The sequence below is a fragment of the Bradyrhizobium sp. 199 genome (genome assembly GCF_023073355.1).
Lineage (GTDB): Bacteria > Pseudomonadota > Alphaproteobacteria > Rhizobiales > Xanthobacteraceae > Bradyrhizobium.
This window is the reverse complement of the sequence record NZ_JADPJI010000006.1, coordinates 109,401-131,484: the sequence shown is the minus strand read 5'-3', so window position 1 is coordinate 131,484 and position 22,084 is coordinate 109,401. Positions and strand designations below refer to the sequence as shown.

Genomic DNA, 22,084 nt, shown 5'->3' with positions numbered 1-22,084 from the left:
AGTGGTGGGTTACCCTTTCCTGCCACGGGGAAAGGAAGCAGCATGCCGCTCGATCCGCTCGCAAAGCGCTTGTTGACCATGATGGCTGCGGCTGCGCCGCAGGCGAGAGGCCGGCCGAGCGTGGAGGCGCGGCGGCAATCGCTGGCCAAGCTGATGCAGTTCGCGCGCACTGATGCGCCGGATGTGACGACGCGCGACGGTGTGCTGCCCGGCCGCGCCAGCGAACTGCCCTATCGGCTCTACACGCCTGCAAATGCCGACGAGCTTGCGCCTGGCTTTGTGTTCTTTCATGGCGGCGGCCTTGTCGCCGGCAGCATTGCCACGCATGATCGCATCGCGGCGGCGCTGGCGCATGCCACCGGTTGCCGCCTTGTCTCGGTCGACTACCGGCTCGCGCCGGAGCACAGATTTCCTGCCGCCGTGGACGATGCGATCGCCGCCACGGAATGGGTTGCGCGCGAGGCCGCATCGCTCGGCATCGACGCGGACCGTCTGGTGGTCGGCGGCGATTCCGCCGGTGCGACGCTCGCTGCGATCGTGTGCCAGGAAGCGGCGCAAACCGCAGGCCTTACCATCGCCGCGCAATGCCTGATCTGCCCGGTGCTGGATTTCGAGGAAACCTCGCCCTCACGCGAGGCCTTTGCCGAAGGCCATCTGATCGATCGCGCCACCATCGAGGCCGATCTGTCCGACTATCTGCCTGACGGCATCGAGACCGCCGAACCCCGCATTTCCCCCTTGCGCGCAACACGCCTCGCAGGCCTGCCGACCGCGATCATCCACACGGCCGAGTACGACCCGATGCGCGACGAAGGCAATGCCTATGCCCGCAAGCTGCTCACTGCTGGCGTCGCCGTCGAGCACGTCTGCCACGAGGGCATGGTTCACAATTTCCACGTCATGGGCGCGATCCTGCCGCAGGCGCAGCTCGTGCTGTCGCAGATCGGCGAGCAGGTGCGGCGAGCGGTGGAGACGTAGTGCGGATCACACGCGCGCGTCGAGCACGGCTCTGGCTGCCGTAACATAATCGGGCCAATGCGCGTCCGCATAACGCTCCGCCTGCCGGCCGCAACTGATGTCGGGCGCATGCGCGGCCGCGATCATACGGGCAAAGCGCTCTTCGGCGACGGTCGCGTCATCGACCGCGGGCGCCGGCGCCGGCGCAGCGCCCGCGGCGGTTGGTGCGACGGCGAGCCCGGCCAGGCCAGTAAGCAGGATGCGGCGTGACATGTTCATAGCGTCGTTTCCCCATGGTCCGCCTGAAACTCTGGCGGCGAGTCAGTGCGTTCACTGCAAGGGTACCTGCGCGCGTTCCCGCCGTCCATCGGCTGCGGGTGCCGGTCGGCGAGACGCTCGATGCCCAACCGGCCCCGGTCGTGGTGGATTTCCGGTAAACCAGGTCGCCACAATCGACAGGGGAACGCGGCAGGGCGCCGGAGCAGGGCCCTGACGAAAGGCTTTTTCGCTTCGGCGCGCCCCGTTGCGCGTCAACCGATTGTTAGCCTTCATGCGGAAATACCGATCGCGTTACATCGCCACAAGGGACCTTGAGCGAGACTGGACCGGCTGTTTGGCTCGTGTTCGCCCCGTCGTTCTCGCTTTGGAGGCTGCAAATGTCCCGCTTCGTTCCGGAACGGACGTTCCTTGCTGCAAAGATCTTTTTCAATTTCGGCCAGTCGTCGATCGACTGCGTCGTGCGCCGCCTGTCCGAGGAGGCCGCGACGCTCGAGATGGAAAGCGGCCTCGGCGTGCCCGAGCGTTTCCAGCTCAGGCTGGCGGGGCGCGAGATCCTGGCCTGTCGCGTGATCTGGCGGTCGGACCGTCAGGTCGGGGTCGCGCTCGGAGCGGAAGATCAGGTCGAACCCAGAACCGAGAACGAGCAGGGGCGGAGCGCCGATGCGCTGATGCGCGGGCAGATGCTCGCGCTTCGCGCCGCGCTTGATTTCGTTCCATTGGGCATTGTGCTGCTGGATGCTTCCCTCCGCGCAAAGTTGATCAACCGCGCCTTCCGGCAGATGTGGCTATTGCCGGATGACGTCGCCAACAGCAATCCGTCGTTCGTGACCCTGATGCATCACGGCCGCGACACACTTGCTTACGAGATTCCGCCGGCTGAACTCGAGGCCTATGTCGCCGAGCGGGTCCGTCACGTCCAGGCGGGTGACGCCGCGCCGCTCGATCTGCGCCGCACCAGCGGCGACGTCGTCCGGATGCAGTGCACGCCGCTGCCCGACGGCGGGCGAATGTTGACCTATACGCCCGTCACCGACATCGTGCGCTATTCCGACGAGCTGAAATTGCTGCGCGACGCGCTCGAGAATGTCGAGGACGGCGTGCTGCTGCTCGATCGCGATCTCAATGCCAGCTTCTTGAATCGACGGATGCGCCGGTTCTGGGAGGTGAGCGAGCAGGAGGCGGCGAGCCGGCCAACTTACGCATCGCTCGTCAGCCGGGTCCATCGCGCGAGTGCGCCGGATCTTCCGGCAAATGAGCTGGCAAAATTTCCCGCCAGGCGAATCGCAGAGGTCAAGGCCGGCGACCATGTGCGCGATCTGCAGACGCCGGACAAAAGGCGCATCAGGGCCCACTGCACCACGATGTCGAACGGCGGCCGCATGCTGACCTATGTCGACATCACCGACCTGATGCAAAAAGCCGCGATGCTGGAGACGCTCGCCACCACCGATCCGCTCACCGGCCTTTACAACCGCCGCCACTTCCTCGACAGCCTCGAGGCTGAATGGAGCCGGTTTCAGCGCTACTACCGCTCCGTCTCGGTGCTGATGCTCGACATCGACCACTTCAAGCTGGTCAACGATCGCTACGGCCATGCCGTGGGCGACGCCGCGATCAGGGCGGTTGCGGCCGCGTGCCTTGACGGCAAGCGCAAATCGGACATCGTCGGCCGCCTCGGCGGCGAGGAGTTCGCCGTTCTCCTGCCCGAGACCAGCCGGTCGCGGGCGAGGACTGTCGCCGAGCGGATCCGCAAGCGCGTGATGAGCGCGCAGATCGCCGCCGGCGAGATACAGTTCGGCGTCACCGTAAGCATCGGCATCGCGGAGGCCACGGTCAGCATGTCCGGTATCGACGCGCTGATGGGCGCGGCCGATCATGCGCTTTACCGGGCCAAGGCCGAAGGCCGCAATCGCTGCATCGCGTTTGCGCCTCCGCTGCCGGCAAGCAAGGCGGCGGAGTGATCGGAGCAAGCAGCTCTCAGTCCGGCACCGGAACGTCGAACGTGTTCAGCGTGACCGAGACCATGCAGTAGACGCCGACCAGATAGGACAGCTCGGCCGCGCCGTGCTCGCCGAACTCCTTCACCGCGGCGCGCCAGGTCAATTCCGGCAGCACGCCGCCACTGACCAGCGCCGACGCGACGTCATAGGCGACAGCTTCCTGCTTGGTGAGATCGACCGGCCGCTGTCCGGCGACGATCGTGGCGAGCTTCTCGTCGGACAGACCACGCTGCTCGGCGACCAGCACATGGGCATAGAGCTCGTACCCGGAACGGAAATGCGAGCCGGTGACGAGGATGGCGACCTCGCGCACCGGCGCGGGCAGCAGCGGGTTCGACGCGATCGCCTTGACCAGCTCCCACACCGGCTTGCCGAAGCGCGGCTCGCGGAGCCAGGGATTCCACGGCCCGAGCAGCGCGCCGTCATCGCGCATGTTCACGAAGCCCTTGAAATGGTCCTTGATGCCCGCTCGCATGTTGTCATAGAGCGGCTTCTGCTCGTCGCTCAGGTCCTTGGGATCGAGAATGGGAAGGCGCACGGTGCAGATCTCCTCGTTGAGAGATAGCAGGCTCGCCTGCTCGCCCCTGCAAGGCAAGTGAAGTTGCCGTGACGGTCCTACTCAAAACTCCAGCGGCGCGTTGTCGACGACTTCCTTCATGACGAAGAAGGTGCGGGTCTGGCGCACGCCGGGCAGCGCGATGAGCTGCTCGCCGTGGATACGATTAAAATCCTCCATGTCGCCGACGCGGATCTTGAGAAAGTAGTCGAAGTCGCCGGCAACGAGGTGGCAGTCGAGCACGAATTTCAGCCTGGCGATCGCTTGCTCGAAAATGGCAAAGCTCTCCGGCGTCGAGCGGTCGAGTACGACACCGACCATCACCAGCGTGCCCTTCGCCACCTTTTTCGGCGCGACCATGGCGCGCACAGCGGCGATGAAACCGTCCTCGAACAGGCGCTGGGTGCGGCGATGGCAGGTGGCGGGACTGATTGCGACGGTTTCGGCCAATTCGGCATTGCTGAGCCGACCGTTATTTTGAAGCAGTCTCAATATCTTAAGGTCGATGCGATCAAGTCTTGAAGACATGGAAGATACTTCCGTCCTTTTGCCCTTCAGCGGACGAAATCATACAAACGCTGGCGCAATGCGCAAGATTTGGCGCAATATGCCCGCAGCATTCGAGAGCACCTTCCTCGAGCGGAATGGTATCTGCGATCAGGCCCACACCCATCCGGATGACCTGACCATGCTGGAAAAATTCGCGCGCTACCCGCTGACCTTCGGCCCGACGCCTATCGAGAAGCTGGAGCGGCTGTCAAAACATCTCGGCGGCAATGTCGAAGTCTATGCCAAGCGTGAGGACTGCAATTCGGGCCTTGCCTATGGCGGCAACAAGCTGCGCAAGCTCGAATACATCATTCCCGACGCGATTGCCTCCAACGCCGACACGCTGGTCTCGATCGGCGGCGTGCAGTCGAACCACACCCGCATGATCGCCGCCGTCGCAGCCAAGATCGGCATGAAGTGCCGCCTGGTGCAGGAAGCCTGGGTGCCGCACGAGGACGCCGTCTATGACCGCGTCGGCAACATCATGCTCTCGCGCATCATGGGCGCCGACGTGCGTCTGGTCGACGACGGCTTCGACATCGGCATCCGCAAGAGCTGGGAGCAGGCAATCGAGGACGTGAAGGCCGCGGGCGGCAAGCCTTACGCCATTCCCGCCGGCGCCTCCGTGCACAAATATGGCGGTCTCGGTTATGTCGGCTTCGCCGAGGAGGTGCGCAAGCAGGAGAACGAGCTCGGCTTCAAGTTCGACTACATCATCGTCTGCACCGTCACCGGCTCCACCCATGCCGGCATGCTGGTCGGCTTCGCCGCCGACGGCCGCGCCCGCAAGGTGATCGGCATCGATGCCTCTTTCACGCCTGATCAGACCAAGGCGCAGGTGCTCTCGATCGCGCAGAACACGGCCAAGCTCGTCGAGCTTGGCAAGGACATCGTCGCCGACGACGTCGTGCTGATCGAGGACTACGCCTATCCCGCCTATGGCGTGCCGTCGGAAGAGACCAAGGAGGCCATCCGCCTCACCGCGCGTCTGGAAGCCATGATCACCGACCCCGTCTACGAGGGCAAGTCGATGCAGGGCCTGATCGATCTCACACAGAAGGGCTATTTCGAGAAGGGCGCGAAGATCCTTTACGCCCATCTCGGCGGCGCGCCGGCGCTGAACGGCTATGGGTATGCGTTCCGGAACGGCTAAGATCCGTGGCCCTACCGCGTCCTGACAATCTGCAGCAGCTCGTCGCCGTAATGCTCGAGCTTCTTGTCGCCGATACCGGGCACATTGCGCAGCTCGTCCAGCGTGGTCGGCCAGGCCCGGACGATGCCGTCGATGGTGGCATCGTGCAGCACGACATAAGCGGGCACGCCGCGTTCACGGGCGATGTCTGAACGCCAGGACCGCAGCCGCGCGCGCAGCTCTGGATCGACATCGCCTTGCGGCGCGCCTGCCGCAGGCGCGAGATCGCCGCGGCGGGATTTGCCGCGACTGGCGCGGATGCGCGTGCCGGGCGCTTCCTCGCGCAGCCACACCTCAGTCTCCCCGCGCAGCACGCCGCGCGCGGTCTCGGTCAGCTTCAGCGCGCCAAACGCCTCGCTGTCGCTCTGCAAATGTCCCATCGCCACCAATTGCCGGAGCACGGTGCGCCACTGCTTTTCGTTGAGCTCGCGTCCGATGCCGAACACGGACAGTTTGTCGTGGCCGAACTGCGTCACCTTGTCGGTCACGCGTCCGACCAGCACGTCGATCAGGTGCATCGCGCCAAACCGCTGTCCGGTGCGATAGGCGCAGGACAACAGCTTCTGCGCCAGCACCTTGCCGTCGCGCATTTTCGGCGGCGTCAGGCAGTTGTCGCAATTGCCGCAGGTCTCGCCCATCACGATCTCGCCGAAATAGGCGAGCAGCCGCCGGCGCCGGCAGTACGCCGTTTCGGCAAGACCGACCAGCGCATCGAGCTTGCCGATCGAGACCCGCTTGAACTCGTCGGAGGCGCTGGACTCGTCGATCATGCGACGCTGCTGCACGATGTCGGAGAGTCCATAAGCCATCCAGGCCGCCGAAGGCTTGCCGTCACGGCCGGCACGGCCCGTCTCCTGGTAATAGGCCTCGATGCTCTTGGGCAAGTCGAGATGGGCGACGAAGCGCACGTCGGGCTTGTCGATGCCCATGCCGAATGCGACGGTCGCGACGATGACGATGCCGTCCTCGTTGAGAAAGCGGTCCTGGTTGCGCGAACGCACGCTGCCGTCGAGCCCGGCGTGGTAGGGCAGCGCTGCAATGCCGGCGTCTTGAAGCGCGGCTGCGACCTCCTCGACACGATTGCGGGACAGGCAATAGACCACGCCGGCATCGCCCGGATGCCGCTCCCGGATGAACTCCTTCAGCTGCGATACGGCACTGCGCTTGTCGACGATCTCGTAACGGATGTTGGGCCGGTCGAAGCTCGAGACGAATTGCGGCGCGCCCGTGAGCTGAAGCCGCTCCACGATCTCCCTGCGCGTCAAGTCGTCGGCGGTCGCGGTCAGGGCGATGCGCGGCACGTCGGGAAAGCGCTCGGCGATGATGGAGAGGCCGACATATTCGGGGCGGAAGTCATGACCCCATTGCGAGACGCAATGCGCTTCGTCGATCGCGAACAGCGCCACCTTCGCCCGCGCCAGCAGCGACAGGCAACGCGGCGTAACCAGGCGTTCCGGTGCGACATAGAGCAGATCGAGATCGCCCGCGAGCAGGCGGCGCTCGATATCGGACGCCTCCTGCGGCGTCAGCGACGAGTTCAGCGCGGCAGCATTGACGCCGGCCTCGATCAGCCCGGCGACCTGGTCGCGCATCAGCGCGATCAACGGCGACACCACGATGCCGCAGCCTTCGCGCAGTAGCGCGGGAAGTTGATAGCAGAGCGACTTGCCGCCGCCGGTCGGCATCAGCACCAGGCAATTGCCGCCGCCCGTGACATGCCTGACGATCTCACCCTGCGCGCCACGAAAGCCTGGTAAGCCGAATACGGAATGCAACACCGACAGCGCATCGCGGCCATTGGCCGGCGCAGGCAGCGGGGCGGTGGAAGGAACGGACATGGGCGGAACAGGATCGGCCGTGAGATTCGTCACAAGGCCAGTCGCATGCTGGCGTCGGCGTGGCAAGACCGTTTACAGAACGAACCGCTACTCTTCCCCTCTCCCCTTGCGGGAGAGACGGGTGATGGTCTCAATCCGCGATGAAACTCTCGCAGAACTATAAGGATAGAACCCCTCATCCGGCGCTTCGCGCCGCTTTCTCCCGCAAGGGAAGAAGAGAAGAAGAGAAGAAGACCCTACGCCCCGATACGTCGCAGCGCCTCTGCGACCGTCACGATCGGCATATTGCGCTTTCCGGCCGCTTCCAGCGCGTGACGCATCAGGTCCGGGGTGCAGCCATACGGGCTCGGCGCGTCCGCAACGTCGTGGCCATAGAAGATGAGCCATCCGCCGCTCGCGACCGCCTCGTCGAAATAACGATCGACGCCCGCCTTGTCGATCTCGCGATCGACCAAAGGCGAAGCACGCAGGAACTGGAGATCGATGACGTCGCTGTTGACGCCGGGGAGAATGCCGCGCGCCGAACGAAAGGCCTTGGCGAGTTGCGGCTTGCGCCAGACCGAGGCAATCCCATAGGGATGGGCGAAGTTCTCCAGCGTGATCGAAGAATCGATGCCAAGAAAATAAGCGCGGTTCAGCTCGATCTCGCGCGCCATCGCGGCTTCATCGAGATTGGCCGAGCTCCGATGCGAGAAGGTGTGGCAGGCGATCTCGTGACCGGTGCGGTGGAGCCGGACGATCGCGTCATCCGACAGGCCATGCCAGTGGTCCGACGGCTGACCGATCAGGCTCCCTGCAAGATAGAACGTGCCCCGGCCGCCATGCCTTTCCAGAAGCTCGGCGCCCTCGCCTGCAGCGCTGTCCGGGGCATCGTCGAAGGTGAAGCTCACGATAGGCGCATGGGCAGGCAGCCGGTGCGGCGCGGCGCGGAAATGCCGGGCCAGCCGATTGCTCACGCGTCCCTGGAGTACCGACCACACGACTGCGTTTCCCGTGATTTAGGTATTTCTGTACTGAACCATTCGCGCGCCGGTTGAGGCAAGCCTAACGCTCGGGTAATCCTAATGCGGAACCAACATCCTTCCGCTGACGCGCAGAGGCCGACGCGTCGGCTTTTAGACAGAGATATTGCAACCAGTTGCGGAAAAGCACCGCCGCCGCGCTGCCGGCGCCGATATCGGCGCGCAAATTCAATCCCGGCAGTTCGTTGGTGAGCGCCGGATGGCGCTGGTGCGCCGCCTTCTTCTCGAAGCGGGCCAATTTCTCTTCCGTCGCTGCGTCAAAATAGCTCACGGGCAGGCGCGGATAATTCTCGCGCTCTCGCGCGAGGTAGCGGCCGATGTCGCGCAGATATTCGCGCTGCAGCGACAGCGCGTCATATTCCGGGTGCCCCTGGAAGAACACGAAGCGGCTGGCATATTGGCGAGCGAAAACATCGACTCCCGCCTGGGCCGAGCGTGTCAGCACCTGATAACCGGCCTGCACCAGGTCGCTCTCCGCGATCTCGTTCAGGCGCGAATGCGAGACCTTCAGCGGCGCCGACGCGGCACGCGTCAGGAAATCGCTCGTCACGATGTCGCAGTCGAAAATGCCGTGGCATTTGGCCGGCAGCCGCAGCCGTTCGATGCCGTCGAGGTGCAGCACCGCAGCATGCGCGGCAAGGCACGACCAGATCGTCGAGCGCGTGTTGGCCTTGGCCCAGTCGATGAGCTCGGTTAGGTCGCGCCAGTACGGCTCCTGGTCGAGCCCGGGCGCGACGGGCTCTGCGCCTGTGACGATCAGCCCGTCGAATTTCTGATGCTTGAGATCGGAAAGGTCCGAATATTCGCTCTCGACATGCCATTTCGCTTCCGGCGAACGCTTTACGCTCGGTAGCGAGAAGCAGTGGAAGCGGATGCGGCATTCGCCTGCTGCGGCCTGGAGCAGCTTCATGAACTGCCGCTCGGTCGCCTTCAGCGCCGGATCCGGCATGTTGTTGACGAGCCCGATCGTGAGTTCGGCGCGGTGATGTCGCGCGAGATCGCGCTCGGTCGGCACCAGCGCCGGACTCGAGATGACTTGATCCCTGTCGATCAAGATCGTCATTGGCGCCGCCGTCTACTCCGCGGCCTCGAGGCGCGCGGACGAGCAGGCCTTGTCCAGCGCCTGGTCGATGTCCTCGATGATATCCGAGACATGCTCGATGCCGATCGAGAGCCGGATGGTCTCCGGCAGCACGCCGGCAAGGCGCTGCTGCTCCGCCGACATCTGTCGGTGGGTGGTCGAGGCCGGATGGCAGGCCAGCGACTTGGCATCGCCGATATTGACGAGGCGCGTGATCAGCTTCAGCGCATCATAAAAGGACTTGCCGGCTTCCATTCCGCCCTTGATGCCGAAGGTGAACAGCGAGGAGGCGTTGCCATCGAGATATTTCTGTACCAGCGGATAATAGGGACTGTCGGGAAAGCCGGTGTAATTGACCCAGGCAACGCGCGAATCCTTGCGCAGGAATTCGGCGACCTTGCGGGCGTTCTCGAGATGGCGCTCCATGCGCAGCGCCACGGTCTCAATGCCCTGGAGCAGCAGGAAGGCGTTGAACGGGGACAGCACCGAGCCCATGGTACGTTGATAGACGCTGCGTGCGCGCTCGATATAGGCGGTCCTGCCGAAGCGCTCGGCGTAGACGAGGCCGTGATAAGAGGCGTCGGGCTCGTTGTAGGCCGGGAAGCGGTCGGCGTATTTGGCCCAGGGAAAGTTCCCGGAATCGACGATGGCGCCGCCGAGCGTGGTGCCGTGACCGCCCAGGAACTTGGTCAGCGAGTGCACGGCGATGTCGGCGCCGTAGTCGAACGGCTTGAGCAAAATCGGAGTTGCGACAGTGTTGTCGACGATCAGCGGCACGCCATGCGCATGGGCGATCCTGGCCAGCGCCTCGATGTCGCAGACATTGCCGGCGGGATTGCCGATGGTCTCGGCGAACACGGCGCGGGTGTTCTCGTCGATCAGCTTCTCGATCGCCTCGGGCTTGTCGCTCTCGGCAAAGCGGCCGGTGATGCCCTGCCTCGGCAGGATATGCGAGAGCAGCGTGTGCGTGGTGCCGTAGAGCTGCGGCATGGAAACGATGTTACCGCCGTGATCGGCGACGTTGACGAAGGCAAAATGCAGGGCCGCCTGGCCGGTCGCGACCGCGAGCGCGCCGACGCCGCCTTCTAGTTCGGCGATACGCTTCTCCAGCACTGCGCTGGTCGGATTGGCGATGCGGCTGTAGCGATAGCCTTCGGCCTCGAGATTGAAGAGCGCCGCACCGTGATCGGCGCTGTCGAAGGCGTAAGCCGCAGTCTGGTAAATCGGCACGGCAACCGCGTGCGTGGTCGCCTCGGGCTCGTAGCCGGCGTGAATAGCGATCGTCTCGTTGCGCATCGTGCCACCTCCGCGTGGGGCGAGCCGCACTTATTGACCTGTATGAGGCATGTGCGTTGTCCGCCGTCCTCGTGTTAGAGGTGGGTGGTAAAGCGGACAATAATTCGCATAGAGATCGAGGAAGTAACCCTAATGCTTGTCGGCGAATTGGCCGGAATTCGGGTTAAAGCGGATTAACGAATGCACGGGAGCCACCCTCTCCCGCAAGGGGCAAGGGTGCCGCCGTCAACGCTGCGATCGCTCGCGGACTTAGCTCATCTGTTCCCAGAGCCTGTGAGCGAGCACGCCGGCGCGCTTCTCGATCGCGGCCGCCGCATCGAGCGCGAGATCCTCGCGATAGCGCCCGGCAATGAGCTGCACGCCGATCGGCTTGCCGTCGTGGAGCGCCACCGGCACCACTGCGCCGGGCAGGCCCAGCACGTTGATTGCGGAGATGAAACGGATCTCGCCCCAGAAGATCTCGCGCACGCGCTCGGGGCTAACGGTGTCCTCGCGCGGGCCCGGCGTCGGCTTCACCGTGGTCGGCGCCAGCACGATCGGATAGTCCTCGAAGAACAATTGCCAGGCGCGGATATGGCCGTTGCGCGCGGCCGTTGCCTGCATCCATGATTTGAGATCGAGCACGTTCGCCTTGGCCTTCATGCCGCCCCAGGCCTTGTGGAAGTCTTCCGAGGTCACCTTCAGCATGGCGGCTTCCTGCATCACCACGGTCTCGTTGGTGATGATGTCGCACCAGGTCTGCCATACGCCGTTGATGTCGGGCACCTCGACCTCGCTGACGCGGTAACCGGACCGCTCGAGGTGGTCGGCGGCCTGGCGCAGCGCCGCTGCGACGGACGGATCGACGTCCATATCGTCGGGAATCTTGGCCAGGGCCACCTTGATCGGGCCCTTCGGCCTCTCGCCGACCAGCGGCGCCGGCACCCACCAGGGATCGCGCGGATCGCGCTGGCTCATCACCTCGAGCGCAAGACGGACGTCGGCGACGTGGCGGGCGAGCGGCCCCTGCGCCGACATCAGATGCGCCAGCATCGGCCGCTCGGACGTTGCGCTTCCATTGAAAGCGGGGATGCGCCCCTGCGTCGGCTTGATGGTGGCCACACCGTTGCAATGGGCGGGCCAGCGCAGCGAGCCGCCGATGTCGTTGCCATGGGCGATGGTGCCGATGCCGGCGGCAACCGCCGAACCCGCGCCGCCCGAGGAGCCGCCGCAGGTGATGTTCGAATCCCAGGGGTTAAGCGTCAGCCCGTGCAGGGGATTGTCGGTGAAGCCGCGAAATGAAAATTCCGGCGTGTTGGTCAGCCCGATGACGATCGCGCCGGCCTTCTTCAGGTTGCGGACAACAGGCGCATCCGACGGCGCGACCAGGTCCTTGTTGGCGGGAACGCCGTTGAAATTCGACCGGCCCTGGTAATCGACATTTTCCTTGATGGTGACAGGCACGCCGTGCAGGAGACCGAGCGCACCGCCCTTGGCACGCTGCTTGTCGGCGGCATGCGCCGCTTTCAGCGCCTCCTCGCCGAGGTCGACGACGATGGCGTTCAGCTTCGGATTGACGGCGCGCATCCGTTCAAGATGCGCCTCGACCGTCTCGACTGCGGAGATTGCGCCGGAGCGGATCGCGGCCGCGGTCTCCACTGCCGACCATTGCCAGGCCGGTCCCCGGGGGCGGCGCGATGCGGCCGGCTTGAGCTGCGCGGCCTTCTTGGCTTTCTTTGCGACGACGGCCTTGCGGACTGCGCTGGTCTTGCTGGAGGGCTTTGCCGGTTTCTTCGAAGCGGTCTTCTTGTTGGTCTTTTTGGTCGTCTTCTTCGCCACGTCGCACCTCCTGAAATTGCGCCCGCGGAGGTTACGGATGGCGAAAGGACGTGTACAGGTGCGTTTTCTGCATGGCGCAAGGGCACGACGCGGCGAATTGTCCGCGATCGCGCCGCTATACTATTCCGCGGGACACGCCCCGATGGCTGTCTGCGCGCGGTCGAGCCGAAGGCTCCACAGCGCGAGCACGAGACCGATCGTCGTAATGCCGGCCGCAATCAGCGTCAGCGCAGACAGACCGAGCCCGCGATCGATGGCGACGCCGCCGGCGCGTTCATCGATTTTCTCGCCGAGCACGTGCGGGTGAGCGATCCCGCGCTGAAGCGGACGGCGGAGGAAAGGTGGAGATTGGTGGGATGAGACAGATGGCGGAGGGCTCAGAAGAAGTTCGACGCCGGGCGGCTTGCCAAGCCGAAGCAAACGGCAACGACTCCATTTTCAATCCGCAGACTTCGGCGCGACAGCCTTGCGCAAACTTCGTTTGCGAAGGCTGGCGGAGAGAGTGTCAGTCAATCCGGATTGAAAGATCAAGAATTTTCCGCGAAAGTCCCAACGGCTTCAATACTTGCTATGGGAACTCCACACAGATGCAGTTTGACGACGTCATCCTCGGCCGCCGGAGCATCCGCGGCTACAAACCCGATCCGGTACCCAAGGAGCTGATTGCGGAAATCATTGGTTTGGCGATGCGCGCTCCGTCGTCGATGAACACCCAGCCCTGGAATTTCTATGTCATCACCGGCCAACCGCTGGATCGGATCCGAGCCGGTAACACCGAACGGATGGCGGCGGGCATCCCTCAGTCGCGCGAGTTCCGCACGGGCCAGGCCTTTGCAGGCAAGCACCGCGACAGGCAGGTCGGCGTCGCAAAGCAATTATTCTCTGCAATGGGAATCGAGCGCGATAACTTGGAGAAGCGCCAGGATTGGGTGCTGCGCGGCTTCCGCCAGTTCGACGCGCCCGTCTGCGTGATCATCACCTATGACCGCGTGCTTGATGGTAGCGACGATACGCCCTTCGACTGCGGTGCCGTGGCGACAGCCCTCGTCAATGCCGCGTGGTCCCGCGGGCTCGGCGCAGTGATCAACAGCCAGGGCATCATGCAATCTCCCGTGGTGCGCGAGCACGCGGGCATAGCTGAGGATCAGGTCATCATGAAAAGCATCGCGCTGGGCTGGCCGGATGAAACTTTTCCGGCGAATGCGGTGGTGTCGGAGCGAAAGTCCGTCAATGAAGCGACGATGTTCGTCGGGTTCGACAATTAGCGGCGCGCGGTCGGAAGGGCTGGAGGCACAGCAATGATCCGCGCGATGGTCCGACGTGCCCTTGCGCTAGCCGCGGCTTTTGCCACTGCCTTGACGCCGGTCATTTGTCTTGGCGAAAGCAGCAAGCCGTTGCCGGCCAAGGCGACAAGGGAACTGCCCGCTGAGCTGCTCTCGTTGCTCGAACAGAAGAGGATGCCGAAATATTCACCTATCGTCGTGCGTCTTTTCAAGGAGGAGGCCGAACTCGAGGTTTGGAAGCAGGACGCGAGCGGCCGTTTCCAGATTCTCAAGACCTATCTGATCTGTCGATGGTCGGGCGATCTCGGGCCGAAGTTGCACGAGGGCGATCGACAGGCTCCCGAAGGGTTCTATACAATTACACCTGAGTTGATGAATCCCAACTCCAACTTCCATCTTGCGATCAACCTCGGCTACCCCAACGCGTTCGACAAGGCGAACAAGCGCAACGGCAGCTTCCTGATGATCCACGGCGACTGCTGGTCGAGCGGTTGCTATGCCATGACCGACGAGCAAATAAGCGAAATCTACTCGCTGGCGCGGGACTCATTCCTCGGCGGCCGGCCCTCGTTCCAGGTCCAGGCCTATCCGTTCCGCCTGACGCCGGCAAATCTGGCGCGGCATCGAAATAGTCCCAACCTGGCCTTCTGGAAGATGCTCAAGATCGGCAACGATCATTTCGAGACGGCGCGACTCGAACCGAGGGTGGATGTGTGCAATGGCCGCTACGTATTCAATGCGCAACCTCCCCCGAATTCGCCGTCCCCTCTTGTGTTCAGCCCTGCCGAAAAATGTCCCCCCTTCATCGTCAATCCCGGAATCGCGCAGCGGGCGCTGGAGAAGAGCCGCGCCGAGGAACTCGAATACGCACGCTTGCTTGAAGACAATGTGCCGGCTGCCCCGATATACAGCGGACTGGACGGCGGAATGAACAAGGCGTTCGTCACACAGTTTCCGGGCAGAGTGACGCTTGCGAAAGTCATGCCGTATGCCTCCTACCTGCCGCACTTGCCACCGATCCCCTGGATCGACAATGGTGGCTCGTTGACGAGGAGATGGTTTGGCAGCTCGTTGGACAAGCCGCCGGAGTGTGATCCGACTCGTGTCGGCTTCCCGTCAGGTCGGTGCTGAGCGCTGGTGCGGCGTCCGCGATGGGTCCAGAAGCAGACAATTGCTGGCATCGGCATTCCGTCCCAGCACTGCGGGGGATCGGAGCGGAGGGCTTGGAAAAGTTTCGTCGTCAGCTTGCCGAGCGATGCAAACGGCAACGAGACCGCCTTCGCCCTGCGGCCTTCGGCGCGCCAGCCTTGCGCAACTACGTTCGCGAAGGATGGCGGAGGGAGAGGACCTGGGGTCGAACCTTCTCCATCCCTTCAGCGATATGTGTCGTACCGGTGCGGATGGCCTGGGGCAATCGATGGGCTGGTTGCAAAGCCTGCCGGGCACGTCCGCTGTATCGGGACGTTGGCTTGGAGTCTGGCACGGCCCCCCGCGCACAGCTTCGGCAACTTTGAGCGCATCTTCTGCAAAGGTTAACATACCTGAATCCCCAGAGCAGCCGAACCCGACTAGGATCGGGTTTTCCCGGTTGGGGGCAACTCATGTTCGACACGGAAACCACCGCGCTTTTGCGCGCGGTCTTCGATGAAGTCTGCGAAGGCGTTTCGCACCGCGAGATTGGAGCGCGGACTCACGTCGCTTCGAAAATCCTGGAGGCCGCCATCAGAGGCGAGGTTTCGGTCGATGGCCTCAGGCAAGTCGGCCGCGACGCCCTATCCCACGCACCCACGATGTGGCGCTGATGGATCAGGAGGGGGCGTGAACTTCCAGGTGGCGGTCCTCAAGATCCTGGTGAGCTATCCGGATGGCTTCGCCGTCATGGACGACCTCAAACGCGACATGGCTATCCTTGCGACCAGCGGGCGCGATTGGGCGGACCGGACCAAGCGCCTCGCCGCGCGGGTGCCCGATCTGGACATCTTTTCACAGGGGCTGGTCGAACGAATCAGCGGCGGATGGCAGGTCACGGCCAAGGGACGGGCAGTGCTCGAGTTCATGGAGACCCGCCCCGCTGCGCCCGAACGGATCCAGACGCCTTTGCTCGCGGAGACCACGACTGCGATCGCCGCGGCGACGCAGGTTCCACTGCGACAGCCCCCTGGTCGAGCCAAGCGGCGGCGCGATCGCCGTGAACGTCGGCGCGAGGCGCGCGAACGAGCGAGAGCGAACGCGTCCTGATGAAAGAAAGAAGCCGGGCCGACGCATGATGTTGTCGTCAATCGTGCGGAACTAACCTGCTGTCAAGCAGAGCAGTCCGTGGCCGCCCGGCGCTAGGGCCGAATTAGCCGACCCTCACGCCTTGTACTGCCAGGCTCGCGTCCAAGTGCACCTGATCGACACATCGCTGCACCGGACCCGGGTAGTCTTGCTGGATCCAGGGCTCATCGGCAAAGCGAACGTCCTCGATCTTCGACAGCCGAAGGCATATCCACTTGGCCTGGACCGGACGCTTCGTGCGCGAACTCGCGTCCACGAGGAGGACGAATGCGCGCTCCTCGCCGGTTGCGTGGCCCAGGATGTACGGGCAGACCGTCTGGCACTTGCCGTCGCGGCTTACGTGAACGGGCCGGCGTTCAAGGAGCGCTTGTCTGAGCGTCATGAAGACTTCGCTGTGACCATCGCTAAGGATCTGGAAGGGCCGCTTGTGTCCGCGGCGGGGTCGATACGCTGCGAAGTCCGGGTTGAAGGTCGCTGCTCGCGTGATCCCCATGCGCTCCATCAGGGCAAAACTCGTCCGGTCGACGAAGGAAAAGCTCTCGTCAGGGAAGCGCGCCCCTATCTCCGAAGCCGCATCCAGATCGGCGCGGACGACGGGTTCGATCCGAACTCCGCTGTCGCACAGCCGCTCCCAGAAGACTTCCGCCACACTGCGGCCAAATCGGGCTTTTAGAAGCTGGCACGTCTCCACCAGCACCAAGTCCGTCGTGAGGTATTGGTCGATGCTCTGAAGGATCGACTTGGCGCGCTCATTCTGGGCATCCCGCTTGGCGGCAGCGGCGAACCAGACGGAGGTGTCAACGAACGCACTCATGCGCGTCACTCCTGAACCGGGTACTGCCAAATGTCGCGCTTTGGCTCGTTGTCCTCAAGCCATTTTTGCGCGCGCTCGTTCGAGGCGAAGAGCTTGATCCAATCGGGCTCTCCGATCGCTCTGGACGCCGGATCGGACAAGTAGAGCCACACCGAATCCTCGACTGGTCCGCCTTCCACTTCGTATTCCCAAGCAACGCCTTCAGGGTCGTTGTCCTGGAGCCAGGCGTCGGCGGCACGCCCAGATGCAAATACCTTGACCCATTCGGGATCGCCCATCGTGCGCCACTCGCCGTTCTCGTAGTCATCAAGGTAGAGCCATACGGTCCTGCCCTCGCGGCGAGCCGTGTCATGGCTGCGAACCGCCTCGTTCACCCTTTGCCGGTTCGAGCGATCGGGTTCGGGCAGCGACGACACCGCACCATGCAGTTCGGCGGGAATGCTGCGCCGGTCGCCGGGAGGCTTATAGCGCCATTCCACCCACTGATCGAATGCATCCGACATATCGCTCACCTCCTCGGTTTGACGCGGAACGGACTATCGATGGTGAAGGCGTCCGGTGCGATCCCGCTCTCGATGCGCTTCCAGGTCACGGGCGCTGCGATCGGAAATCCTTCCCGCGCTCGTGGGGAATAGGTGCCGATGGCGGTGGTGCCGCGGCCGTTGCGGAGATAATCGAGGAAGATACGATCGCGACGCTTTGCCTGCGCAGACAGGAGGTAGCGGTCTGGGTGGCGCGCTGCGAGGGCGGAGACCAATTGATGCGCGACCCGATGCGCCTTGTCGTGCAGCACCGGCTGATCCAGTGGCGCCATCAGATGAATTCCTTTGCCGCCGGTAAGCTTGGGCCAGGTCTCCAAACCTTCTCGCTTCATCAGCGTGCGCAGATCGAGCGCGGTCTCCGCGACGACGTCCCAATCGACGCCCTCTCCGGGATCGAGATCGATCACGATGCGGTCGGCATGTTCGAAGTCCTCGACGGTCGCATTCCACGGGTGCAGCTCGACGACGCCGATCTCGACGAGCCCAAGGAAACCATCCAGGCTGTCGACCCACAGGCGCGTTCCCTGACCGCCCTCGCGCTTCTGAATACGGAGCTGATGCACAGCGGCCGGAATCTCCTTCGGCAGCGGCCCCTTGTGATAGAAGGTCGTGCCGTGCACGTGACGCACGAGCTTCAGCGGACGATGCCCGAGGTGCGGCAGCGCCTTCTTCCAGACCCGGGTCCAATACTGGGCCAGTTCTTCTTTGGAGGGGGCAACGGCTTCGGGCAGAAGCTGCAGGATGTTCTCTCGGGGGACGCCCAGCTTCGGCCGGGCGGCTGCGGAAGGCACCAGCCGCGGCGCCTTGACCTTGCGCACCGCAAGATCATCCCGAAAGCCCTTGAACACAGCTTCGCGCAGCAGGCCATCATCGGTCAACGCGCCGTATTGGACCTCGATTGCAAGGGTCGGCTCGACCCAGGTCGCCTTCGGCTTTTTGACCGCCACATCGAGCGGAGAAGTCTTGCGGATCGAGGGATCCAGCCGCTCGCGCAATTCGCGCGCGGTCTTCTCGGTGTAGCCGGTGCGCACCTTGCCGGCGTAGAGCAGCTTGCCGTTCTGACGCCGGCCGACGTAGAGCGAGGCGACCTTGCGCGGGCGCGCCCCAAGCTTCTCCACGAAGGCGACGATTGGAAAGGTCTCGCTCTTCTTGCACTTGAGCTTGATCCAGCTCTCCTGCCGACCCGAGCGGTACGGTTCCCCCAGCCGTTTGGCGATCAGACCTTCGAGGCCTAGCTTGCACCCCTTGTCGAAGATCACGTTGCCGTCGGCCGCAAGCGCCTCGACGTAAATGAAGGTCTCTGGCGCGTCCTTCAGAAGCCGCTGAAGCAGGCGCTTGCGATCCTCATACGCGACGGCACGCAAGTCATAGCCGTCCAGGTACAGGAGATCGAAGGCGTGGTAGCGCACACGCTCGCTGCGCTTGGGGCCGAGCTCCCGCCTGAGCTGCTGGAAGTCCGGCAGGCCGCCACTGCCGTACACCACGGCCTCACCGTCGATGATCGCACTGTTTGCCTTGAGCTTGTCGGCGCTCGCGGCGATCGAAGAGAATTGTTCGGTCCACTCGAAGCCGGTCCGCGAATAGACCTTGGCCTCCTCATCTCGCAGGTGCAACTGGGCGCGGTAGCCGTCCGCCTTGATCTCGTAGACCCAGTCTTCGCCGCGCGGCGGCTTCTCGCGCAAAGTGGGATCACACGGCTCGATGAAACCAGGAATAGCAGCTTTGACGGCGCCATGGGCACGCGATACTCCCGAACGAGACTGACGCAACGCCACGGCACACATGCCGATTCAACGCGGGCCTGCTGATTCGTTCCGCCCAGAGCGGAACGAGGCGACCCGGAAAGGAGCCAGCCTCTGGCGGGCCCCCGGGAGGCGATCCTTGCCCAGGGCGTGTCGCCCAGCTTCAGATTATCTGCAGCGCGTACTTTCCGAGATGCTCGCACGAACGCCAACGTTGCGTAAGCAGAAACGAAGTGCCGAATCGCTCGGCCTGCAGCCTCGCTCGCGGAGGTGCTGACGACCAGCGGCGGCAACCCCGGCAGCGTGCCCGCTGGAACGTCCCCAATTTCGCGCGGTTGCCAAGAGAGGTGCCACGATGCTCGAAACAGACACCCTGCTTGTAAAATGCCCGAAGTGCGGCGCATGGCCGATGGCCGCAAACCCGCCGAAAAGCATGCCACGCGAGGCCGAGGTGGAGTTCAGGTGCTCCCGCTGCGCTCACCAGGAAGTTGGGCGTTTGGAACGCGCGAGCGCGCGACAACGCGCCGAGCATCGTGGGTAGCGCGTCCTGGGTTTGCTGAACCACGGTGTCAGCAAGCGAACAAGTGCGTTACCATTATTCGTCTCTCAAGAGGAACGTGTACGTTGGGCGAACGTTCGCCGTCATGAAGAGCGGGACCTTCCGCTTTCCGGCCTAATCCCAAAGGAGGAAGACCTCATGAGGTGGATTGTGAGCTTGGCCACTCTCGCGCTAGCCGCGACAGCTCCGGCGGCGCTGGCACAGACAAAGCCTGACGTATCAGCGGCTCCAAGCGCCCAGAATTCCGGCGCCGGGATTGCGGGACAGCCCGGCAACAAGAATGGGCCTGCCGCCAAGCCCGGGGATACCGTGGGCGCAAGTTCCAGCATGAACCAACAGAACCCCACCGTACAGCAGCAGGACACGTCCAATATCAAGGGCCTGCCTGGCAACAAGAGTGGTCCGCCAGCCAGGCAGCCGGATCACAAGTGATCGCCTAGCGGCGCTGATGGAGAACGAAGGCGGCACTCTGGGTGGGAAACCTCACGCTCGCAACGCGTCGCCCCCGCAGAGATTAGTTCTTACTCTGCACGCCGCTTCCGCTCGCGCTGCGCCCCGTCAGGTTGCCGAGTCGCCGGGGTCTTCCTTGACGCCGCGAGCGACAATCCGGAGCGAGCCATCTGGCAAGGGCCGTTGTAGCTTCAACGCCTCTTGCGGCGGTGCGGTCATCCAGAGTTCGACCTCTTCAGGCGTCCTCAAGATCACCGGCATCGCCTTTGGATGGATGGCGCGCACCTCGGCATTCGGCTCCGTCGTGAGGAAGGCGTACAGATCGTTGGTGGTCTCGCCTTCCTTGACCTTCCTGACCGACGTCCAGTTGGTCCAGATGCCGGCAAAGCAGGCGAGGGGCCGCGTCTTGTCGGATGCAAACCAAACGTCGCCGCCTTCTGCTTTGTTGAACTCGCTGAACGAGTTGAACGGCACGACGCAACGGTTCTCGACGCCGAGCCACCGGATCCAGTGTTTGCTCTTTACGTTGCGGATGTTGGTCGTGCCGCCGTCCGGCTCCATTCGGAGTAGTTCCTTGAAGTCGACTGGCTTGCCCTGTGCCGCAAGCTTCTCGGCGCGCTTCCCGGCGGCATCCATCAATGCCTTGGAGGAGGACGGCATGCCCCAGCGCGCGGTCGCGAGCTCGCGGCCCTCTGAGCCCGTGCGGACGATTGGGGCCTTGTAGTCCGGGAAAACGCCCGCCATTGGCGCCAGGTTACCGACGTAGCGATTGACCACCCGGAATAGTTCGCTAATGGCGGCCTGGTTGGTCGTGATCGAGTAGAGATTGCACATTTTCAAGAATCGGTCCGAGGATGGCGTGGGTGCGCGGTGAGTTGTAGCAGAGTCGCCGCCGGCCTCCTGCCCGCTGTCGCGCATTTGCGGCAGCGCAAGCGACTGGCAAGATCGTGGACGAACGTAGTCGGCACGTGCTTCATCGCGGCCAGGTCGACGTCGCTCGGCGTCTTGCATAGGGCGCAGCGGATTTCCAGCCACCGCAAGCTGGCGTTGATGGCCTGATCGATCGTCGGCGAGGGATCGATTGGCTCTCCCTCCGACCACATGCGCTCGTTCCAGCTTTCGCAGAGCAGCTTGTCGGCCTGCTGCAGCATGGTTTCGGCCTTGGCCCGCATCTCGGCCGATTGCGCAGCAAGGATGTTCGCCATCGCACGCGCCTTGCCGAGCTCCTTGTTCAGAGCCTTGCGGTCGCCTCCGGACAGGGGCGTGGGATGGTACTTCGGCGCCATCGACTCGCGCCTACGACATGTCAAACGTCGGCCAACAGCCGTCTTCCTCATGGCGTCCGGTTCGACTCCTGCAGGTGTTGTCCAGCAGCCGCCGACCGACATCCCTCCAGATCGCCTCAGGACCGTAGAGCCGGGCAGCGTCCGCCTTGTGAATCTCGACCATCCTGCCGCAGCGCCGGCAACCCACCCTCAGAAGGTGCTGGGGAATCTGCCTTAGCTGCAGCAGACGTCCGGAGACGCTATGGTCGGGTCTGCCCCCTCCGGCACGAGGGTCCTGCAGGACCGCCTGCCAGTATTCAGGTGGCAGATCTTCGTTCGGAGGCAATCCCCGCATGGGAGGGGTCCTTCTGGGGACGGTAGCGGCCATCTTTTGCATCTGCTTGGGTGTCGGCATGCGCCAGCTCGCGGGTCGGTCGGCCATGGCCGATTAGAACATAACAAGAACAATAGAGTCGAGTCCGTCCAAGGCCGAATAGTCGGGGAAAATGATCCGGGCGTCGCCTCCGTGTCGGAACCGCCCCGCCCCGTTCGTCTTGAATCAAG

23 protein-coding genes are annotated in these 22,084 nt (G+C 63.8%); 8 read left to right on the top strand and 15 right to left on the bottom strand.

The window, feature by feature from the left end; all coding sequences use genetic code 11:
- Positions 1 to 42 precede the first annotated feature (42 nt).
- Entirely contained in the window at positions 43 to 978 is a 936-nt protein-coding gene (locus tag IVB28_RS21020) for an alpha/beta hydrolase (protein WP_247528745.1), read from the top strand.
- A gap of 6 nt (positions 979 to 984) precedes the next feature.
- Here IVB28_RS21020 and IVB28_RS21015 read toward each other — a convergent pair whose 3' ends face one another.
- The gene (locus tag IVB28_RS21015) at positions 985 to 1,236 is read right to left on the bottom strand and encodes a hypothetical protein (RefSeq protein ID WP_247528744.1); all 252 of its coding nucleotides are present in this window, start codon (positions 1,234 to 1,236) and stop codon (positions 985 to 987) included.
- Between the two features lie 377 nt (positions 1,237 to 1,613).
- On the opposite strand from IVB28_RS21015, the gene IVB28_RS21010 reads away from it, so the two are divergent.
- Positions 1,614 to 3,197 (top strand): sensor domain-containing diguanylate cyclase, encoded by a 1,584-nt coding sequence (locus tag IVB28_RS21010; protein ID WP_247528742.1) that lies wholly within the window; start codon positions 1,614 to 1,616, stop codon positions 3,195 to 3,197.
- A gap of 16 nt (positions 3,198 to 3,213) precedes the next feature.
- On the opposite strand, the gene IVB28_RS21005 is transcribed toward IVB28_RS21010, so the two are convergent.
- Together IVB28_RS21005 and IVB28_RS21000 are read right to left on the bottom strand one after the other, a co-directional pair.
- Positions 3,214 to 3,774: a carboxymuconolactone decarboxylase family protein gene (locus IVB28_RS21005; RefSeq protein WP_247528741.1), complete on the bottom strand. Its 561-nt coding sequence runs from the start codon at positions 3,772 to 3,774 to the stop codon at positions 3,214 to 3,216.
- 81 nt (positions 3,775 to 3,855) lie between these two features.
- Positions 3,856 to 4,320, bottom strand: coding sequence for an Lrp/AsnC ligand binding domain-containing protein (locus IVB28_RS21000; RefSeq protein WP_247528740.1), 465 nt, complete (start codon positions 4,318 to 4,320; stop codon positions 3,856 to 3,858).
- A 160-nt stretch (positions 4,321 to 4,480) separates the two neighbouring features.
- Between IVB28_RS21000 and IVB28_RS20995 the strand changes: the two genes are divergently transcribed.
- Positions 4,481 to 5,494, top strand: coding sequence for a 1-aminocyclopropane-1-carboxylate deaminase (locus IVB28_RS20995; protein ID WP_247529112.1), 1,014 nt, complete (start codon positions 4,481 to 4,483; stop codon positions 5,492 to 5,494).
- Between the two features lie 11 nt (positions 5,495 to 5,505).
- Here the strand turns inward: IVB28_RS20995 and recQ are convergent, their stop codons facing one another.
- From recQ to IVB28_RS20965, 6 genes are all read right to left on the bottom strand, one after another.
- Complete coding sequence (gene recQ / locus IVB28_RS20990; protein WP_247528739.1) at positions 5,506 to 7,371, bottom strand: DNA helicase RecQ; 1,866 nt, start codon at positions 7,369 to 7,371, stop codon at positions 5,506 to 5,508.
- Positions 7,372 to 7,607: 236 nt separating this feature from the next.
- Entirely contained in the window at positions 7,608 to 8,351 is a 744-nt protein-coding gene (locus tag IVB28_RS20985) for a polysaccharide deacetylase family protein (protein WP_346730752.1), read from the bottom strand.
- 64 nt (positions 8,352 to 8,415) lie between these two features.
- On the bottom strand, positions 8,416 to 9,456 hold the full coding sequence (locus IVB28_RS20980) for a homoserine O-succinyltransferase (RefSeq protein WP_247528737.1): 1,041 nt from the start codon (positions 9,454 to 9,456) through the stop codon (positions 8,416 to 8,418).
- A gap of 12 nt (positions 9,457 to 9,468) precedes the next feature.
- Positions 9,469 to 10,770, bottom strand: coding sequence for an O-acetylhomoserine aminocarboxypropyltransferase/cysteine synthase family protein (locus IVB28_RS20975; RefSeq protein ID WP_247528736.1), 1,302 nt, complete (start codon positions 10,768 to 10,770; stop codon positions 9,469 to 9,471).
- A gap of 249 nt (positions 10,771 to 11,019) precedes the next feature.
- Positions 11,020 to 12,588: an amidase family protein gene (locus IVB28_RS20970; protein WP_247528735.1), complete on the bottom strand. Its 1,569-nt coding sequence runs from the start codon at positions 12,586 to 12,588 to the stop codon at positions 11,020 to 11,022.
- 120 nt (positions 12,589 to 12,708) lie between these two features.
- On the bottom strand, positions 12,709 to 12,885 hold the full coding sequence (locus tag IVB28_RS20965; RefSeq protein WP_247528733.1) for a hypothetical protein: 177 nt from the start codon (positions 12,883 to 12,885) through the stop codon (positions 12,709 to 12,711).
- 290 nt (positions 12,886 to 13,175) lie between these two features.
- Here IVB28_RS20965 and IVB28_RS20960 point away from each other — a divergent pair, with 290 nt between their 5' ends.
- The 4 genes from IVB28_RS20960 (at position 13,176) to IVB28_RS20945 (ending at position 16,109) form a co-directional block, all read left to right on the top strand.
- Positions 13,176 to 13,853 carry a nitroreductase gene (locus tag IVB28_RS20960; protein WP_247528731.1) on the top strand — a complete coding sequence of 226 codons (678 nt, stop codon included), beginning with the start codon at positions 13,176 to 13,178 and terminating at the stop codon, positions 13,851 to 13,853.
- Between the two features lie 33 nt (positions 13,854 to 13,886).
- Positions 13,887 to 15,002 (top strand): murein L,D-transpeptidase family protein, encoded by a 1,116-nt coding sequence (locus tag IVB28_RS20955; RefSeq protein WP_247528730.1) that lies wholly within the window; start codon positions 13,887 to 13,889, stop codon positions 15,000 to 15,002.
- A gap of 470 nt (positions 15,003 to 15,472) precedes the next feature.
- Complete coding sequence (locus IVB28_RS20950) at positions 15,473 to 15,673, top strand: hypothetical protein (RefSeq protein WP_247528728.1); 201 nt, start codon at positions 15,473 to 15,475, stop codon at positions 15,671 to 15,673.
- A 16-nt stretch (positions 15,674 to 15,689) separates the two neighbouring features.
- Positions 15,690 to 16,109, top strand: coding sequence for a hypothetical protein (locus IVB28_RS20945; protein ID WP_247528726.1), 420 nt, complete (start codon positions 15,690 to 15,692; stop codon positions 16,107 to 16,109).
- 103 nt (positions 16,110 to 16,212) lie between these two features.
- On the opposite strand, the gene IVB28_RS20940 is transcribed toward IVB28_RS20945, so the two are convergent.
- From IVB28_RS20940 to ligD, 3 genes are read right to left on the bottom strand one after another with little or no spacing between them, the layout of a single operon-like run.
- The gene (locus IVB28_RS20940) at positions 16,213 to 16,962 is read right to left on the bottom strand and encodes a PIN domain-containing protein (protein WP_247528724.1); all 750 of its coding nucleotides are present in this window, start codon (positions 16,960 to 16,962) and stop codon (positions 16,213 to 16,215) included.
- 5 nt (positions 16,963 to 16,967) lie between these two features.
- Positions 16,968 to 17,465 (bottom strand): hypothetical protein, encoded by a 498-nt coding sequence (locus IVB28_RS20935; protein WP_247528722.1) that lies wholly within the window; start codon positions 17,463 to 17,465, stop codon positions 16,968 to 16,970.
- 5 nt (positions 17,466 to 17,470) lie between these two features.
- Complete coding sequence (ligD, locus tag IVB28_RS20930) at positions 17,471 to 19,288, bottom strand: DNA ligase D (RefSeq protein ID WP_247528720.1); 1,818 nt, start codon at positions 19,286 to 19,288, stop codon at positions 17,471 to 17,473.
- A 655-nt stretch (positions 19,289 to 19,943) separates the two neighbouring features.
- Here ligD and IVB28_RS20925 point away from each other — a divergent pair.
- Positions 19,944 to 20,237 carry a hypothetical protein gene (locus IVB28_RS20925; RefSeq protein ID WP_247528718.1) on the top strand — a complete coding sequence of 98 codons (294 nt, stop codon included), beginning with the start codon at positions 19,944 to 19,946 and terminating at the stop codon, positions 20,235 to 20,237.
- Positions 20,238 to 20,363: 126 nt separating this feature from the next.
- Here IVB28_RS20925 and IVB28_RS20920 read toward each other — a convergent pair whose 3' ends face one another.
- Genes IVB28_RS20920 through IVB28_RS20910 form a run of 3 tightly spaced genes read right to left on the bottom strand, consistent with a single transcriptional unit; the run spans position 20,364 to position 21,962 of the window.
- Positions 20,364 to 21,089: an SOS response-associated peptidase family protein gene (locus IVB28_RS20920; RefSeq protein WP_247528716.1), complete on the bottom strand. Its 726-nt coding sequence runs from the start codon at positions 21,087 to 21,089 to the stop codon at positions 20,364 to 20,366.
- Positions 21,090 to 21,091: 2 nt separating this feature from the next.
- Positions 21,092 to 21,541 (bottom strand): hypothetical protein, encoded by a 450-nt coding sequence (locus IVB28_RS20915; RefSeq protein WP_247528715.1) that lies wholly within the window; start codon positions 21,539 to 21,541, stop codon positions 21,092 to 21,094.
- Between the two features lie 10 nt (positions 21,542 to 21,551).
- Positions 21,552 to 21,962, bottom strand: coding sequence for a hypothetical protein (locus tag IVB28_RS20910; protein ID WP_247528714.1), 411 nt, complete (start codon positions 21,960 to 21,962; stop codon positions 21,552 to 21,554).
- Positions 21,963 to 22,084 lie beyond the last annotated feature (122 nt).